11 protein-coding genes and 1 pseudogene are annotated in these 15,030 nt (G+C 73.4%); 6 read left to right on the forward strand and 6 right to left on the reverse strand.

Going from position 1 to position 15,030, the window contains the following annotated elements; translation table 11 throughout:
* Positions 1 to 547: 547 nt before the first annotated feature.
* Positions 548 to 2,611: a SpoIIE family protein phosphatase gene (locus ACZ6Y1_RS02230; RefSeq protein WP_469621206.1), complete on the reverse strand. Its 2,064-nt coding sequence runs from the start codon at positions 2,609 to 2,611 to the stop codon at positions 548 to 550.
* A 7-nt stretch (positions 2,612 to 2,618) separates the two neighbouring features.
* On the reverse strand, positions 2,619 to 3,923 hold the full coding sequence (locus ACZ6Y1_RS02235) for a DUF6777 domain-containing protein (protein ID WP_469621209.1): 1,305 nt from the start codon (positions 3,921 to 3,923) through the stop codon (positions 2,619 to 2,621).
* Positions 3,924 to 4,085: 162 nt separating this feature from the next.
* Between ACZ6Y1_RS02235 and ACZ6Y1_RS02240 the strand changes: the two genes are divergently transcribed.
* From ACZ6Y1_RS02240 to ACZ6Y1_RS02250, 3 genes are read left to right on the forward strand one after another with little or no spacing between them, the layout of a single operon-like run.
* Positions 4,086 to 5,009 (forward strand): YndJ family protein, encoded by a 924-nt coding sequence (locus tag ACZ6Y1_RS02240; RefSeq protein WP_469621211.1) that lies wholly within the window; start codon positions 4,086 to 4,088, stop codon positions 5,007 to 5,009.
* Positions 5,006 to 5,539, forward strand: coding sequence for a DUF1990 family protein (locus tag ACZ6Y1_RS02245; protein WP_469621213.1), 534 nt, complete (start codon positions 5,006 to 5,008; stop codon positions 5,537 to 5,539). Before ACZ6Y1_RS02240 ends, ACZ6Y1_RS02245 begins: the two co-directional genes overlap by 4 nt.
* 20 nt (positions 5,540 to 5,559) lie before the next feature.
* On the forward strand, positions 5,560 to 7,011 hold the full coding sequence (locus ACZ6Y1_RS02250; RefSeq protein WP_469621216.1) for a lipase maturation factor family protein: 1,452 nt from the start codon (positions 5,560 to 5,562) through the stop codon (positions 7,009 to 7,011).
* A 47-nt stretch (positions 7,012 to 7,058) separates the two neighbouring features.
* Here ACZ6Y1_RS02250 and ACZ6Y1_RS02255 read toward each other — a convergent pair whose 3' ends face one another.
* On the reverse strand, positions 7,059 to 8,042 hold the full coding sequence (locus tag ACZ6Y1_RS02255) for an NAD-dependent epimerase/dehydratase family protein (RefSeq protein ID WP_469621219.1): 984 nt from the start codon (positions 8,040 to 8,042) through the stop codon (positions 7,059 to 7,061).
* Between the two features lie 252 nt (positions 8,043 to 8,294).
* Positions 8,295 to 8,468 carry a hypothetical protein gene (locus ACZ6Y1_RS02260; RefSeq protein ID WP_384589656.1) on the reverse strand — a complete coding sequence of 58 codons (174 nt, stop codon included), beginning with the start codon at positions 8,466 to 8,468 and terminating at the stop codon, positions 8,295 to 8,297.
* 340 nt (positions 8,469 to 8,808) lie between these two features.
* Between ACZ6Y1_RS02260 and ACZ6Y1_RS02265 the strand changes: the two genes are divergently transcribed.
* The gene (locus tag ACZ6Y1_RS02265; RefSeq protein ID WP_469621223.1) at positions 8,809 to 9,294 is read left to right on the forward strand and encodes a hypothetical protein; all 486 of its coding nucleotides are present in this window, start codon (positions 8,809 to 8,811) and stop codon (positions 9,292 to 9,294) included.
* 28 nt (positions 9,295 to 9,322) lie between these two features.
* Here the strand turns inward: ACZ6Y1_RS02265 and ACZ6Y1_RS02270 are convergent, their stop codons facing one another.
* Entirely contained in the window at positions 9,323 to 10,810 is a 1,488-nt protein-coding gene (locus ACZ6Y1_RS02270; RefSeq protein WP_469621226.1) for an SDR family NAD(P)-dependent oxidoreductase, read from the reverse strand.
* Positions 10,811 to 11,050: 240 nt separating this feature from the next.
* Here ACZ6Y1_RS02270 and ACZ6Y1_RS02275 point away from each other — a divergent pair.
* Positions 11,051 to 11,875, forward strand: a pseudogene (locus tag ACZ6Y1_RS02275) (DMT family transporter); the annotation flags it as partial.
* A 21-nt stretch (positions 11,876 to 11,896) separates the two neighbouring features.
* Here the strand turns inward: ACZ6Y1_RS02275 and ACZ6Y1_RS02280 are convergent.
* Positions 11,897 to 13,162 (reverse strand): transglycosylase family protein, encoded by a 1,266-nt coding sequence (locus tag ACZ6Y1_RS02280; protein ID WP_469621229.1) that lies wholly within the window; start codon positions 13,160 to 13,162, stop codon positions 11,897 to 11,899.
* A 185-nt stretch (positions 13,163 to 13,347) separates the two neighbouring features.
* Here ACZ6Y1_RS02280 and gndA point away from each other — a divergent pair, with 185 nt between their 5' ends.
* The gene (gndA, locus tag ACZ6Y1_RS02285) at positions 13,348 to 14,793 is read left to right on the forward strand and encodes an NADP-dependent phosphogluconate dehydrogenase (protein WP_469621232.1); all 1,446 of its coding nucleotides are present in this window, start codon (positions 13,348 to 13,350) and stop codon (positions 14,791 to 14,793) included.
* Positions 14,794 to 15,030 lie beyond the last annotated feature (237 nt).

Raw genomic sequence — 15,030 nt, forward strand, 5'->3', positions numbered from 1 at the left:
GTCCCGGTCCCGGGGTGCCGGTCCCGGTGCCGGGGTGCCGAGTACTCGTGCCGGTGCCGGTGCCAGTGCCGGGGTGCCGATGCCGGTGCCGGCGCAGGGGTCGTGCTGGTGCTGGTGCTGGTGCCGGGCTCGTGCCGGTGCTGGTGCCGAGTGCTCGTGCCGGTGCCGAGTGCCGAGTGCTCGTGCCGGTGCTGGGTGCTGGTATCGGTGCCGGTCCCGGGGTGCCGGTGCCGGTGACGGGGTGCCGGTGACTGGGCGCCGAGTACTCGTACCGGGGCCGGGTGCCCGTGCCGGGGCCGGTGCCCGTGCCGGGGCCGGGTGCTCGTGCCGGTGCTGGGGCCGGGTGCTGGCCGGTGGCCGGTGCCACTGCCGGGTGCTCGGTGCCGCCGCTCACCTCGGCCCTTCCCCGAGCAGGGCCCCGCCGGGCACAGCTTGAAGGCCTGGGGCTCCGCCCCAGAGCGCGCCTCGAACGCCGGCGAGGCTGGAAATCTCTGCCCGCAGACGATCCTGCGCGCGCTCCCGCGGGGGGGGGGGGGGGGAAAAACCGTCAGTCCATGACGAACTCGCACCACACGCACTTGCCGCTCCCCCTCGGCTCCACCCCCCACACGTCCGCCAGCCGGTCCACCAGCATCAGGCCCCGCCCCGAGACCCCCGCCTCCCCCGCCTCCCGGCGCCTCGGCAGGGCGCTCGAGCGGTCTTCCACCTCCACGCGGAGGCGGCGCTGCGGGCCCTCCAGGACGCGGAGGGTCACGATCGCCGGGCCGTCCGTGTGCATCAGGGCGTTCACGATGAGCTCGTCCGCGACGAGCTCGATCTCGTCGGCCCGTTCGCGCGCGCCCCACGCGCGCACCGCCGCGCCGGTCATGTGCCGCGCGGCGACCAGCGCCTCGGGGTCGCCCGGGGCGACGTGCTGCTGCAGGCGGCCCCCGCCACCCGGGGTAGTCGGCGCGTGACGGCGCAGCAGGAGCAGCGCCATGTCGTCGTCGCCGCCGCGCTCGTCGATGGCCCCGCACAGCAGGTCCGCCAGCCGCTGCAGGTCCCCGGGGCCGCGCCGGACCAGTGAGGTCAGCAGCCGGATCCCGTCGTCGAGGTCGGCGCCGGGCTGTTCCACGAGGCCGTCCGTGCACAGCAGGAGCGTTTCTCCCGGGTCCAGCTCCACCGTGGTCACCGGGTATTCGAGCCGGCCGAACTCCACCGAGAGCCCGAGCGGCATCCCACCGCTCACCGGGAGCCGCCGGCAGTCCCCGTCCGCGGTGCGCAGCAGCGGGTCGATGTGGCCGGCCCGTACCAGCTGGAGCACACCCGTCGAGAGGTCGGCCTCCACGTACGTGCAGGTCGCGAAGCGGTCGGTGTCCAGTTCGTGCAGGAAGACGGAGGCCCTCGCCATCACCGTCCCCGGCGAGTGCCCCTCCGCCGCGTAGGCGCGCAGCACGATCCGGAGCTGGCCCATGACGGCGGCAGCGTGCGTGTCGTGGCCCTGGACGTCGCCGATGACCGCGCCGACCCGGCCGCCCGGCAGCGGGATGACGTCGTACCAGTCGCCGCCGATGTCCTGGCCCATCCGTGCGGAGCGGTAGCGGACCGCGATCTCTCCGCCCGGCACGGACGGGATCCGGCGCGGCAGCATCGCCTGCTGCAGTCCCTCCGCCAGGTCGTGCTCCTGCTCCAGCAGCATGGCCCGCTGCAGGCTCTGCGCGATGCTGCTGCCCAGCGCCACGAGCAGGTTGCGCTCGTCCTGGGTGAAGCCGTCCTTGTCCTGGTAGAGCAGGCCGATCGCGCCGATGGGCCTGGCCTGGGCGATCAGCGGCAGGTACGCGGCCGCCGAGATGTCCATGTACGAGATCTTCGCCCAGAGCCCGGGGTAGTCCTCGGCGAACTCCTGCGCCGAGTCGAGGAAGCGCGGCTGGAGCGAGCGGACGACCTCGCTCATCGGGTACTGCTCGTCGATGCGGGTGTACCGGGTGCCGGGGACGAAGCTGCCGTCGGGGCCTTCGGCGACGAGGTGGATCCGGCCGGCCTCGACCAGGCCCATCACCATGCCCATCGAGCCGAGGCGCTCCAGGCCATGGGCGTCGCCGAGGGCGTCGATGACGTCCTGGACGGTACGGGCGTGGGCGAGGGCGGCCGTGGTGGACTCCACCACCGAGGTCTGCCGGCGCCGTTCCTCGTCGAGTCCGAGCCGTTCCGCCGAGTGGCTGAGCTCCTCGGTGGCGTCCCGCACGATGCCGATGATCCGGTACGGGCGCCCGTCCGGGCCGCGCATCACGCGGCCCTGGGTGTGCGTCCAGCGCAGCCGTCCGTCGTGGCAGCGGATGCGGAAGTAGGCGCCGTAGCTGTCCACGCCGCTCTTGAGGGCGGAGGAGACCAGGGCGTCGAGCCGAGCCCCCTCGTCGGGCGGTACGCGCGGGGAGAGGGACTCGGGCCGGCCGTCGTACTCGTCCGGGGTCGTGTCGAAGACGTCCAGGGCGGCTTCGTCCATGTGCATGAGACCGGTGATCAGGTCCCAGTCGAAACTGCCCATGCGGTTGAGTGAGAGCGACCGGTCCGGGTGTGCGGGCCAGTCGTCCGGCAGCGATACGGCGGTCGGCACCGATCCACCATGACACACCCGCCGGTCAGGCGCTCTCCAGCGAGTAGCCGGGGTCCGAGGGCGGCGGCGTGAGGTTCGGGTCCCCGTTCGGGTCCCCGTTCGGGTCCCCGTTCGGGTCGCCGTTCGGGTCGCCGTTCGGGTTCCAGTACGGGTCCGTGTAGGGGTCCGCGTACGGGTCGGCGGGCGGACGGGCGAGGGGGTCGTCCGGGCCGTTCGGCGGCACCGAACCGTCGGGCTCCAGGGGAACGCCGGGCTCGGTCGGGAACTGCGGCGGCAGGTCGGACGGGCTGTCCAGGGGGCCGTCGGAAGGCGGCTGCTGCTGCGGGGGGACCGGTTTCGACGGGGCGGCCGGGTCCTGGGAGAGCGGTGGGCTCGGCGGGCAGTCAGCCGCCGGGGGCGCCGGGGTGGCGGGCGGGGAGGTCCTGGCCGCGCCGTTGCCGTCGGGGCCCGCGCACGGGTCGCCCGGGGCGGTGCCCGGCGGCGTGCCGCCGGGGCGGGTCGACGGACCGGACGGGATGCCGTCGGCGGGGTCGAACTGGGGCACCACCGGCGGGGTCCGGTCCTGGGCTCCGTCGTCCCCGTGCTTGCGTTCGAGCCAGGTGTTGTCCGCGATGTTGACGATCACCAGGCTGTTGATCACATGGACGGTGGGCTCGATGACGACGACCTGGTTCGGCTGGTAGCCGTTCCACGCGTCACCCTTGTGCACCGGGGCCCCCTTGGCGGCCCGCGGGGCACCCAGCGGGTTGCCGCACCCGCAGCGGACGCGGGGCATTCCGTGCTCGTCGACGAGGACGGCCGTGCCGGCCTGGAGGACGGACTGGTAGCCGTCGGCGCGGCCGTCGCGGAACCCGTGGTTGGTCACCCGGGTGTCGGCGCGGAGGACGACGGGAGTGAGGCCCCGCAGGAACTCGGGGAGCTTCGCCTGTTCGACGCCGGCCGCCTCGGCGAAGGCGCGGGCCTTGGGGCCGTCCTCCGTGAGGTGGCGGACCTGCTGTTCCACGTCGCAGCTGCCCAGCCGCTCGGTCCCTCCGTACAGGCCGGGGGTGTCGGCGCTGACGGTGCGGATACCGCGGCCCGTCGGATTGGGCAGCGGGGGCTGGACGGGGGCCGACTCGGCGGTGGCCGAGGAGCTGGTGAAGGGGTCGGGGCCGGCCGACGCCACGGGCTGGAGGTAGACCTCCTGGCTCTCGGGTCCGGCGTTCGCCGTGGCCTTGTCGTGTCCGCCACAGCCTGCGGCGAGCAGGCCGAGAGCGGCGAACAGGGCGGCGCCGGCCGGTGCGTGACGACGCGGCGCCTGACGAGGTGTCGGAGGTGTCGGTCCGTGCACGTGGATCTCCCTTGTCGCCCGGGTTGCTGACTCTTGTGTGACGCATGCCCGGGAGTGTCGCAACCGGAGCGCTGCTTGAACATGTTCAAGCAACCTCGTAAGGTCGTCACCGTGAGTTGAACGCGTTCAATGCGTCGGCCGCGCACATGGGGGGAGTCCAGGATGACGGTGCTGGTGAACATGATCGTCACCCTGGGCATGCTCTACGTGGTGCCCGCCGGCCTCCGCCTGATCGACCCGGCCGGACTGCGCCGGGCCGCCCGGATCTGGCCCCTGCCGGCCGCCGCCGGGGCCCTGTCCCTCTGGCTGCCGCGCGGGACGGCCGCCACGGCGCTGGCCGGACTCTATGCCGCCGCCTGCCTCGCCCTCGCGGCGCGTGCCCCGGCCCGGCTGCTGCGAAGCCGGCGCCTCCACCGCCCGTCCGAGGCCGCCGTGGCCACCGCCCTGGTCTCGCCCTCGATCGCCGGGGCCGCGCTGGTCGCCGAGCGCGCCGGGATCCGGCTCCTGGGCTTCGACCTCGACATCCTGGCCCTGACCGTTCCGCACTTCCACTTCGCCGGATTCACGGCCGCCCTGGTCGCCGGACTCGTCTGCCGAGCAGCGCGCACCGGCCCCCCGGACGGACTGTCGCGCGGGGCGGCGTACAGCGTCCCCGCCGGCACCCTGATGGTGCTGCTCGGCTACTTCGCCGACGACCGGGCCGAGCTGGTCGGCGCCGTGGTCCTGACCGCCGGCATGTGGGCCGTGGCCCTGCTGACCTGGCGGGAGATCCGGCCCGGGGTGGGCGACCGGACCACCCGGGCGCTGCTCTCGACCTCGGCGGCGGTACTTCCGGCGACCATGCTGCTCGCCCTGTGGTGGGCGGCGGGCGAGGCCACCGGCATCGTGCACCCCACCCTGACCTGGATGGCGGCCACCCACGGCCTGGGGAACGCCCTCGGCTTCGCCCTGTGCTCGCTGCTGGCCTGGCGCCGGCTGAGCTCGGACACCAACCCCGACCCCGACCCCGGACCCGGGTCCGGCCCCGGCCCACGACCCGCTCCGGGCATCCGCCCGACCGCACACCTGGAGGAGACCGCGCCATGACCCGCCTGATCAGCGACGGCCGGGAGACCGTCAGCTACCCCGACCGGGGCGCGACGGCCCGCCTGCCGCTGCCCGCCGGATATCACCACCTGCACCACCGCACCCGGGTCGGACACGGCAGGGCGGCCTTCGAGGCCGCCGGGACCGCGGTGACCACCTTCCGGGCCCACCGCACCTCGGGCATGCGGGTCCGGGCCGAGCACGGGGCCGTGCGCCCCGGCAGCCGGGTGGTCGTCGGGATAGGCCTCGGGCCGCTGCGGATCGACGCCCCGTGCGAGGTGATCTGGACGGCCTACGAGCCGGCCCGCGTGGGATTCGCCTACGGAACCCTCACCGGGCATCCGGAGTCCGGGGAGGAATCCTTCGTCGTGGAGATCGACGCCGACGGCACGGTGTGGTTCACGGTGACCGCCTTCAGCCGCCCGAGCAGCTGGTACACCCGGCTCGGGGGCCCGGTGGTCCCCTTCCTCCAGCTCCGTTACGCCCGCCGGCTGGGCCGGCACGTGCGCAGGCTGGCCGCGGACGCCTGACCCGTCCGATACTGGAGGCGATGGACTGGTTCACGGCGCCCGGCTACTGGCTGGCCCGGATGGTCTTCCAGCGGGCCCTGGCCGGCGTCTACGTCTTCGCCTTCGTCGGGGCCGCCCTGCAGTTCCGGGCCCTGATCGGGGCGCACGGCATGCTGCCCGTGCCGCGCTACGTGCGGTACGTGCCCTTCCGGCGCGCCCCCAGCCTGTTCCAACTGCGGTACTCCGACCGCCTCTTCGCCGGGTGCGCCTGGACCGGTGCCGCACTCGCCGGGGCCCTTGCCGCCGGGGCCGGGGACGAGGTGCCCCTGGCGGCGGCCATGGGGATGTGGGCCGTGCTGTGGCTGCTCTACCTCTCCATCGTGAACGTGGGGCAGACCTGGTACTCCTTCGGCTGGGAGTCGCTGCTGCTGGAGGTGGGCTTCCTCGCCGTCTTCCTCGGCAACGCGCGCGCCGGACCCCCGGTGCTGGTGCTGTGGCTGCTGCGGTGGGTGCTCTTCCGCGTGGAGTTCGGGGCCGGGCTGATCAAGATGCGCGGCGACTCCTGCTGGCGCAAGCTCACCTGCCTGTACTTCCACCACGAGACCCAGCCGATGCCGGGGCCGCTCAGCTGGTTCTTCCACCATCTGCCCAAACCACTCCACCGGGTCGAGTGCGCCGCCAACCACGTGACCCAACTGGTCGTGCCGGTCCTGCTCTTCACCCCGCAGCCGGTGGCCTCGTACGCGGCGGGGATCATCATCGCCACGCAGTTGTGGCTGGTCCTGTCGGGGAACTTCGCCTGGCTGAACTGGATCACGATCACGGTGGCGCTGGCCGCCGTGGACTTCACCGGGATCGCGGGGGCTCCCCCGGCCGCCGCCTCGCGGGAGGCGCCGCTCTGGTACGTGGTGGCCGTGTGCGCCGTCACCGCCCTGGTGCTGTTCCTCAGCCGTCACCCCGTGATCAACATGATCTCGCGCCGGCAGGTGATGAACCGCTCCTTCGACGCCCTGCATCTCGTCAACACCTACGGGGCCTTCGGCTCGGTCGGCCGGGTCCGGATGGAGGTGGCGGTCGAGGGCACGGCCGAGGGCGGCGCCCACCGGGCACCGCTGGAGGACGGCGCGTGGCGGGAGTACGGCTTCAAGGGCAAGCCGGGGGAACCGCACAGGCTGCCGCGCCAGTTCGCCCCCTACCACCTGCGCCTGGACTGGCTGATGTGGTTCGCGGCGATCTCCCCCGGCTACGCGGAGGACTGGTTCGGGGGGTTCGTGGAGCGGCTGCTGGCCGGTGACCGCGACACGCTGCGGCTGCTGCGCCACAATCCGTTCCCGGACGCCCCGCCGCGGTACGTCCGGGCGCGGCTCTACCGCTACCGCTACACGACCTGGCGGGAGCTGCGCGAGACGGGCGACTGGTGGCACCGCACGCTGGTGCGCGAGTACCTGCCGCCGACCCGCCTCGCACAGGCCGCCCGGGCGGAGCCCCGGTAGTGCGGGGCCCGGTGGCGCGGATCCCGCTGGTCCACAGCCGCGGTGGTTCAGAGGCCCAGCACGGCCGCCTCCCGCTCCGCCGATATGCCCTTCTGGGGCCGGTCCGGCCGGTGCGGGGCGACCCCGCCGAGCGACTGGAGCCATGCCCAGGTGTCGGCCACGGTCTCCTCCACGGGACGGCAGACGAGACCCGCCTCCAGCGCCTTGGTGACGTCGCCGCGGCACATGTAGTCGTGCAGCTCGCCCTCGGGAAGCCAGACGGGCAGCTCGATCCAGGGCTCGATGCCCGCCTTCTCGATGACGGCGGCGTCGGTCCAGCGCGGTTCGGCCTCCGCGCCGGTGGCGGCCACGCAGGCGTCGAGGAATCCGCCCATGGTGGTGTGGTCGGCCGGGGAGACCACGTTGAAGGCGCCGCCCAGCCCGGCCGCCCCCGCGTCGAGGGACCAGCGCGCGAGGTCGCGGACGTCGATGTACTGGAGCGGCTGTCCGGGGTGTCCGGGCGCCAGGAAGGGGCCGCCGCGGGCGATCCGGTTCAGCCACCAGGGCAGCCGGCCGACGTTCTCGTAGGGGCCGAGGATCAGCCCGGCGCGCACCAGCAGCGCACGGTCGCCGAAGGCGTCCAGGGCGGCGAGCTCACCGCCCCGCTTGTCCTCGGCGTAGGCGGTCTCCTCCGCGTCGGGCGAGCCCTCGACCACCGGCCCGTCCTCGGCGAGACCGGCCGGCGCGGGGTAGGCGTACACGGAACGGCTGGATATGTAGACGTACCCCCCGGCCCGGCCGCGCAACAGGCGGGCACTGTCCCGCACGGCGGTGGGGGCGCCGCTCCAGGTGTCGACGACGAGGTCCCACTCCCCCTCGGCGAGGGCTTCCAGACCGCCGGGGGCGGTGCGGTCCCCGCGCACGGCGATGGTGCCCGGCGGGGGCGCATGGTGTCCCCGGTGGAAGACGGTCACCTCCCAGCCCCGGGCGAGGGCGTCCTCGGTGATCGCGCGTCCGACGAATTCGGTACCACCCAGCATCAGGAGTTTCATGTTGGCAGCCTGCCCGGGCGGCGGCGGTGGCGGAACCCTTGATCGCCCTCAGCGATGACGCTCACGGCGTACGGATTCGCGGAACTCCACGGCACGCTCGGACGGTCGCGCCGCACGCCGGTCCGGGCCGGTGCGGTCCGAGCCGGTGCCATGCGGTGCGGTGCGGTCCGCTCGCGTGCGGTCCGGTCCGGCGCCGGCAAGGGCAGCGCCCCCGGCGCCACAGGGCACGGGGGCGCTTGGTGCTGCTTCGTGTCAGTCGATGCCGGGCAGAATGTGCGATTCCGCCAGATCGTCCTCGTACCCCGCCAGTCGGATCGGGGCGGATCGCGCCCACACTTCGAGGCTTCCGAGCTCGTCGGACCGGGTCTTGCGGCGCGAGGCCGGCCGCTCCAGCAACTCCGGTTCGGGCTTCGTCTTTTCAGTCACCGCGCACTCCTTCGTGTCGCGTAACCCGGCGGGCTGAACCGCGCCGGGCAGGGAGGGAATGGGTTCCGGACGCGGTGGCGCCTTTATGGAGCGCGGCCCGGATAGGGGCCGTCTTGATGCCCCAGAGTACACATATGAGCGGACCCCCGCTCGATGGAAAGGCAAAATCCGCTCCGTCCACCCAGTTTCGCCGCGAGTTCAGCAAGTCGTAGGACGGCGGGTCCCGGGCGGGTGCTCTGCTCGATGCCGGGTGTACGCGGTACTACGGAGAGGAGCGGCAGTGGCCAGGTCCGGGGTGTCGGAGTCCGAAGTCCCTTGTGTCACAAGCGTGGTGGAGCTCATGGACCTTCTGCACGCATGCCGCGGCGGCCGGGGGCTCGGCACCGCCGCCCTGCTCCGCCGCTCCCATCCCTCCGACAAGGAACTCCAGGTCGCGGGCTTGGTACAGGAGATCGGAACGCTGCTCTGTCCGGGTGACCGGGCGTTTCGCGCCGACCTCGCCGCAGCGGCGGTCCGGCCCCTCCTGGGCGAACGGGTGGCCCTGCTCGTCGCTCTCGCAGGCGATCCCGGGAGCGATCCGGCGGAGGGGAGCCGCCGGACGGGAGTGACGGAGGAGACCCGGGAGGCGGTCGCGACCCTGCGCCAGGCCCGGGACGCCGCGACGGCGGCCGGCCTCGACGCGGGGGTGCTGGAGGACTGGCAGCCCGTGCTGGAGCTGGTCGCGGCCGGGGCCTACCGGCCCGTACGGCCCGCCCGCCCGGCGCGGCCCCTGAACGTCGACGACCCCCTCGGCTCGCCGAGGGGGTCGATCGCGGGGATCCGGTGAGCCGGTCCTCCCGGAAGGCCGGGGCGGACTACCAGTTCGCGGGGGCGTAGTCCTTCAGGAAGACGCCGAACAGGTCCTCGCCCGCCTCGCCGCGCACGACCGGGTCGTAGACGCGGGCGGCGCCGTCCACCAGGTCGAGGGGAGCGTGGAAGCCCTCCTCGGCGAGGCGCAGCTTGTCGAAGTGCGGGCGCTCGTCGGTGATCCAGCCGGTGTCGACCGAGGTCATGAGGATGCGGTCGGTCTGGAACATCTCCTGGCCGCTGGTCCGCGTCACCATGTTCATGGCGGCCTTGGCGGCGTTGGTGTTCGGGTGGCCCGCGCCCTTGTAGCCGCGGCTGAAGACGCCCTCCATCGCCGAGACGTTGACCACGTACGCACGCCCGCTGGCCGCCTTGCGGGCCGCCTCGGCCATCGACGGACGCAACGCGCTGATCAGGATGAACGGCGACGTGTAGTTGCACAGCTGGGTCTCGAGCAGCTCGACCGGGGAGATCTGGTCGATGGTCTGCACCCAGGTGTTCGTCTCGACCACGTCCGGCAGCAGGCCGCCCGCGTCGATGGCGGTGCCGGCGATGTGCCGCTCCAGGCTGGCGTTGCCGGCGACCAGGGCGAGGTCGGCGACCTTCTGCGCCTCGAGCCCGCTCACGCCGACGGGGAGCGCCGCCAGACCGTCGACCGCGCCCGAGTTGAAGGCGCCGATGACGTGGTGGGCGGGGAGCTCGCCGGCCGGCAGCGGGGCGGTCTCCCCTTCGACCAGTGCCGCGTACGCGGTGGGCAGGCGGCGCACCGTCTGCGTCGCGTTGTTGATCAGGATGTCCAGCGGGCCGGCCGCGGCCACCTGGTCGGCGAGCGCCACGGCCTGGGCCGGGTCGCGCAGGTCGATGCCGACGACCTCCAGGCGGTGCAGCCAGTCCGCGGAGTCCTCCATCGCCTTGAAGCGGCGGATGGCGTCCTTGGGGAAGCGGGTGGTGATCGTGGTGTGGGCGCCGTCGCGCAGCAGCCGCAGCGCGATGTACATGCCGATCTTGGCGCGGCCGCCGGTGAGCAGCGCGCGCTTGCCGGAGAGGTCGGCGCGGGCCTCCCGCTTGGCGCGGTTCTCGAGGGCGCAGTCCGGGCAGAGCTGGTGGTAGAAGTAGTCGACCTCGACGTACCGCGTCTTGCAGATGTAACAGGAGCGCGGGCGCTGGAGTATCCCGGCGATCCGGCCGGCCTCGGTGACCGAGGAGGGCAGGATGCCCTCGGTCTCGTCGTCGATGCGCTCGGCGGAGCCGGTCGCGGTCGCCTCGGTGACGGCCTTGTCGTTGGCGGTCTTGGCGGCGCGGCGCTCCTGGCGGCGGCGCTGCTTGACCGTCCGGTAGATACCGGCGGTGGCGCGGCGTACGGTGATGGCGTCCGGGTGGTCGACGTCGATCTTGTCGAGCTCGTCGAGCACGCTGAGGCAGACGGCGAGGCGCTCGGGGTCGATGCCGGGCCCGTACGCCTGCGCGTGCTCGTTGGTTTCGTCGGTCACCGTCATGGCCGCTGCCCGTTCCTTGATCACTCGTCCGCATCCGCCTGCTGCGGAAGTCCCAAAAGGGAAACTGTACGGATCCGATGCGGCCGGAACCAAACCCGTCTCCCGCACCTCACGTACCGCGACCGGACCGTCGCCGAGCGCATCGCGCGCGGTGCTCCGCGCGCCTGCCGGCCGGGTCTGATCGAGTACTCCTGTACTACGTCCGGAGTACGACTCGTGACGTCGGGCATTGTGGACTTCATGAGTGCACTGGCGCTGTCGGTCCTGCTCTGCCTCGTGTCCGCCGTCGCGTACGCGGGTGGCGCGATCGTCCAGGAACGGGTCGCGGTGAGCACGCCGGACCGCCCCTACGCACCACTGCGCCGTGCCGCGTGGTGGGCGGCGGTGGGGCTCAACGGCCTCGGCGCCCTGCTGCACGTGGCGGCCCTCGCCTACGGTCCGCTCAGCCTCGTCCAGCCGCTCGGTGCCCTCACCATCGTCTTCGCCCTGCCGATGGCGGCCGTCCTCGTGGGGCGCCGCGCGGGTGCGGCGGCCTGGCGCGGGGCGGTGCTGGCCACGGTGGGCCTGGCCGGGCTGCTGGCCCTGACGGGCGGGAACGGGCGCGCCGAGGGGGCGCCGACGGACTCCGAGTCGGGTCTGCTGCTCATCGTGACCGCGTCGGCGGTGGCCGTGCTGTTCCTGGCGGCGCACCGGATGCACCGGACGGTGCTGCGCGCCGTGCTGCTGGCCACCGCCGCGGGAACCGCCTTCGGCATGGCCTCGGTGTTCACCAAGTCCGTGGCCGACTCCGCCCGCCTGGGGGCGCTGGGTGCGCCGGGCGGGCTGTGGCCGGAGCTCGCCGCGATCGCGGTGCTGGCGGCGGGCGGCCTGCTGCTCTCGCAGGCCGCCTACCGGGGCGCCGGCCTGACCGCGCCGCTGGCCACGGTGACCGTGGTCAATCCGGTGGTCGCGGCGACGGTCGGCATCACGCTGTTCGGCGAGGGCTTCCGCTTCGGGGCCCTGGGTACGACGGCGGCGCTGGTCAGCGCGGTGACGGCGGCCGCGGGCCTGATCCTGCTGACCACCGTGCCCCCGCACGCGCGCGGGTCAGATGTCGACCCCGTGCGAGCGGAGGTACTTGAGGGGGTCGATGTCGGAGCCGTAGCCGGCTCCCGTGCGCATCTCGAAGTGGAGGTGGGGGCCGGTGGTGTTGCCCGTCGAGCCGGAGCGGCCGATGCGCTGGCCGCCGGAGACCTGCTGGCCGGCCTTGACGCCGAGCGCGGAGAGGTGGGCGTACTGCGAGTACCTGCCGTCGGTGTGCCGGATGACGACCTGGTAGCCGTACGCCCCGGCCCAGCCGGCGGAGACGACCTGGCCGGGCCCGACGGACTTGACGGACGTACCGGTCGCCACCGGGAAGTCGACGCCCGTGTGGTAGCCGCTGGACCACGAGGATCCCGCCACGTGGTAGCGCGTGCCGATGGCGGCGTCGACGGGGGCGGTGAACCCGCCGGCGGCGGGCTGCTGCTGCGCTGACTCCGGCTTCGCGGCGGGCTTCTCGACCGGCTTCTCGGTGGGCTTCGCGGCCGCCGGCTCAACCGGTTTCACGGGTTCCGCGGTGCGCGGCGGCTTCTCGGGGTTCTGCGGCGGTGGCGCGGCCGGCGCCGGGGCGGCGGTCACGCGGAGGGTGAGGCGCTGCCCCGGGAAGATCAGGTCCGGGTTGCCGCCCACGGTGGCCCGGTTGGTCTCGTACAGCGCCTGCCAGCCGCCCTCGACGTGCTGTTCGGTGGCGATCGCGGAGAGCGAGTCGCCGGGCGCGACGACGTACGGGTTCGGCAGGACGGAGGTCCCGGTGGGGCGCGGAGCCGTGCCCTGCGCCGGGACCGACGTGGTCTGCCGGGTCTGGGTCTGGTTCTGGGTCTGGTTCTGCGTCTGCTTCTGCGGCGGCGGGGACTGCTGCGGCCTTCCCTGAGGGGTCACCGCGGGTGCCTGCCCGCCTCGGGACAGCCCGGCGGCCTTCCCGCAGTTCGGCCAGGCGCCCGGCCCCTGACCCTTCAGCACCTTCTCGGCCACCGCGATCTGCTGGTCCTTGGTGGCCAGGTCCGCGCGGGGCGCGTAGGCGGTGCCGCCGAAGGCCCGCCAGGTGCTCTGGCTGAACTGGAGGCCGCCGTAGTAACCGTTGCCGGTGTTGATGTGCCAGTTGTTCGTCGACTCGCAGGCGGCGACCTTGTTCCAGGTGTCCACCGAGGCGGCGTGCGCGGATCCGGCGCCGATGAAGGGGAGCGCGATGCCGGCTCCGCCTGCGGTGACGACGAGCGAAGCGCGGTTGATGCTGCTCGGCTGATACCGGCGGTGCCGGCCCCGTACACCCATGGGAGCCCCCATCGAAGACATCAGGAACCCCACAACCTAACCATCCGACCAGGGCATGACAAGGGGCGCAACAGGGCGCACTCCAGCGGGATTTGACCCCTCCACGACGAGTTGGAGATCCATCCGGCCCGGCACCGGGGTAGCGTCGGTGTTCCCCGCACACCGACGCACGCAGGAGCGCAACGATGAGCACGAGCACAGCCCAGATCGGCGTCACCGGGCTCGCGGTCATGGGCAGCAACCTCGCCCGCAACTTCGCCCGCAACGGCTTCACCGTGGCCGTCCACAACCGCACCGCCTCGAAGACCCGGGCCCTGGTCGAGGAGTTCGGGCACGAGGGCACCTTCGTGGCGGCCGAGTCGGCCAAGGAGTTCGTCGACGCGCTGGAGCGCCCCCGCCGCCTCGTCATCATGGTGAAGGCCGGCGACCCGACGGACGCCGTGATCCGCGAGTTCGCCCCGCTGCTGGAGGAGGGCGACGTCATCATCGACGGCGGCAACGCCCACTTCGAGGACACCCGCCGCCGCGAGAAGGAGCTGCGCGAGCAGGGCATCCACTTCGTGGGCGTGGGCATCTCGGGCGGCGAGGAGGGCGCGCTGCTCGGCCCGAGCATCATGCCCGGCGGCTCGAAGGAGTCGTACGCCTCCCTGGGCCCGCTCCTGGAGAAGATCTCCGCGAAGGCCGCCGACGGCACGCCCTGCACCTCCCACGTGGGGCCCGACGGCGCCGGACACTTCGTCAAGATGGTGCACAACGGCATCGAGTACGCCGACATGCAGCTGATCGCCGAGGCCTACCACCTGCTGCGCGAGGTGGCCGGCTACTCCCCCTCCGAGATCGCGGAGACCTTCCGCACCTGGAACCGGGGGCGCCTGGACTCGTACCTGATCGAGATCACCGCGGAGGTCCTCGCACACACGGACGCCGCGACCGGCCGTCCGTACGTGGACGTCGTGGCCGACGCCGCCGAGCAGAAGGGCACCGGTCGCTGGACCGTGCAGATCGCCTTGGACCTGGGCGTTCCGGTGTCGGGCATCGCCGAGGCGGTCTTCGCCCGCTCCGTCTCGGGCCACGCGGACCTGCGCGCGGCCTCCCGCGGGCTGCCGGGGCCGGCCGCCGCCCCGCTGTCACCCGAGGAGGCGGACGCCTTCGCGGCCCAGGTGGAACAGGCCCTGTACGCGTCGAAGATCGTCTCGTACACGCAGGGCTTCCACCAGATCCGGGCCGGCAGCGACGAGTACGGCTGGGACGTGGACCTCGGCGCGGTGGCCTCGCTGTGGCGCGGCGGCTGCATCATCCGGGCCGCGTTCCTGGACCGGATCCGGGCGGCGTACGACGCCCGGCCCGACCTGCCGAGCCTGCTGGCGGACGCGGAATTCGCGGGCGAGATCGGCGCGGCGCAGCAGGACTGGCGGGCCGTTCTGGTGGCGGCCGTGCGGCACGGCATCCCGGTGCCCGCGTTCTCCGCCTCCCTGGCGTACTACGACGCGCTGCGGGCGGAGCGGCTCCCGGCCGCGCTCACCCAGGGGCAGCGCGACTTCTTCGGGGCGCACACGTACCGGCGCACCGACCGCGCGGGCTCGTTCCACACGCTCTGGAGCGGCGACCGCTCCGAGGTCCGGACCGACTGAGCCCTCAGCTCCAGGGCCCGGGCTGCGGTACCGGCGCGGGCCCCGGCGGCGGGGGCACCGGATCCGGCTCCGGGACGGGTCCGGGCACGGGGGGCACCGGGCGCGGGATCGGCCCGGGGTCCGGGAAGGGATTGGGGTCGGGCGCCGGCTCGGGCTCCGGGACCGGCGGCTGCGTCGCTTCAGGCTTTCGTAGCATTCGCACCATACGGACCACCTTCCCGCGAAGCCGCGAGGAAT

It is taken from the genome of Streptomyces sp. NPDC053432 (assembly GCF_055585365.1).

Bases quoted from the DNA above. Each gene is read 5' to 3' on its own strand.
- ACZ6Y1_RS02255 (WP_469621219.1), bottom strand. From the start codon at position 8,042: ATGAAACTCCTGATGCTGGGTGGTACCGAATTCGTCGGACGCGCGATC.
- gndA (WP_469621232.1), top strand. From the start codon at position 13,348: ATGAGCACGAGCACAGCCCAGATCGGCGTCACCGGGCTCGCGGTCATG.
- ACZ6Y1_RS02280 (WP_469621229.1), bottom strand. From the start codon at position 13,162: ATGGGTGTACGGGGCCGGCACCGCCGGTATCAGCCGAGCAGCATCAAC.
- ACZ6Y1_RS02245 (WP_469621213.1), top strand. From the start codon at position 5,006: ATGACCCGCCTGATCAGCGACGGCCGGGAGACCGTCAGCTACCCCGAC.
- ACZ6Y1_RS02250 (WP_469621216.1), top strand. From the start codon at position 5,560: ATGGACTGGTTCACGGCGCCCGGCTACTGGCTGGCCCGGATGGTCTTC.
- ACZ6Y1_RS02270 (WP_469621226.1), bottom strand. From the start codon at position 10,810: ATGACGGTGACCGACGAAACCAACGAGCACGCGCAGGCGTACGGGCCC.
- ACZ6Y1_RS02265 (WP_469621223.1), top strand. From the start codon at position 8,809: ATGGACCTTCTGCACGCATGCCGCGGCGGCCGGGGGCTCGGCACCGCC.
- ACZ6Y1_RS02240 (WP_469621211.1), top strand. From the start codon at position 4,086: ATGACGGTGCTGGTGAACATGATCGTCACCCTGGGCATGCTCTACGTG.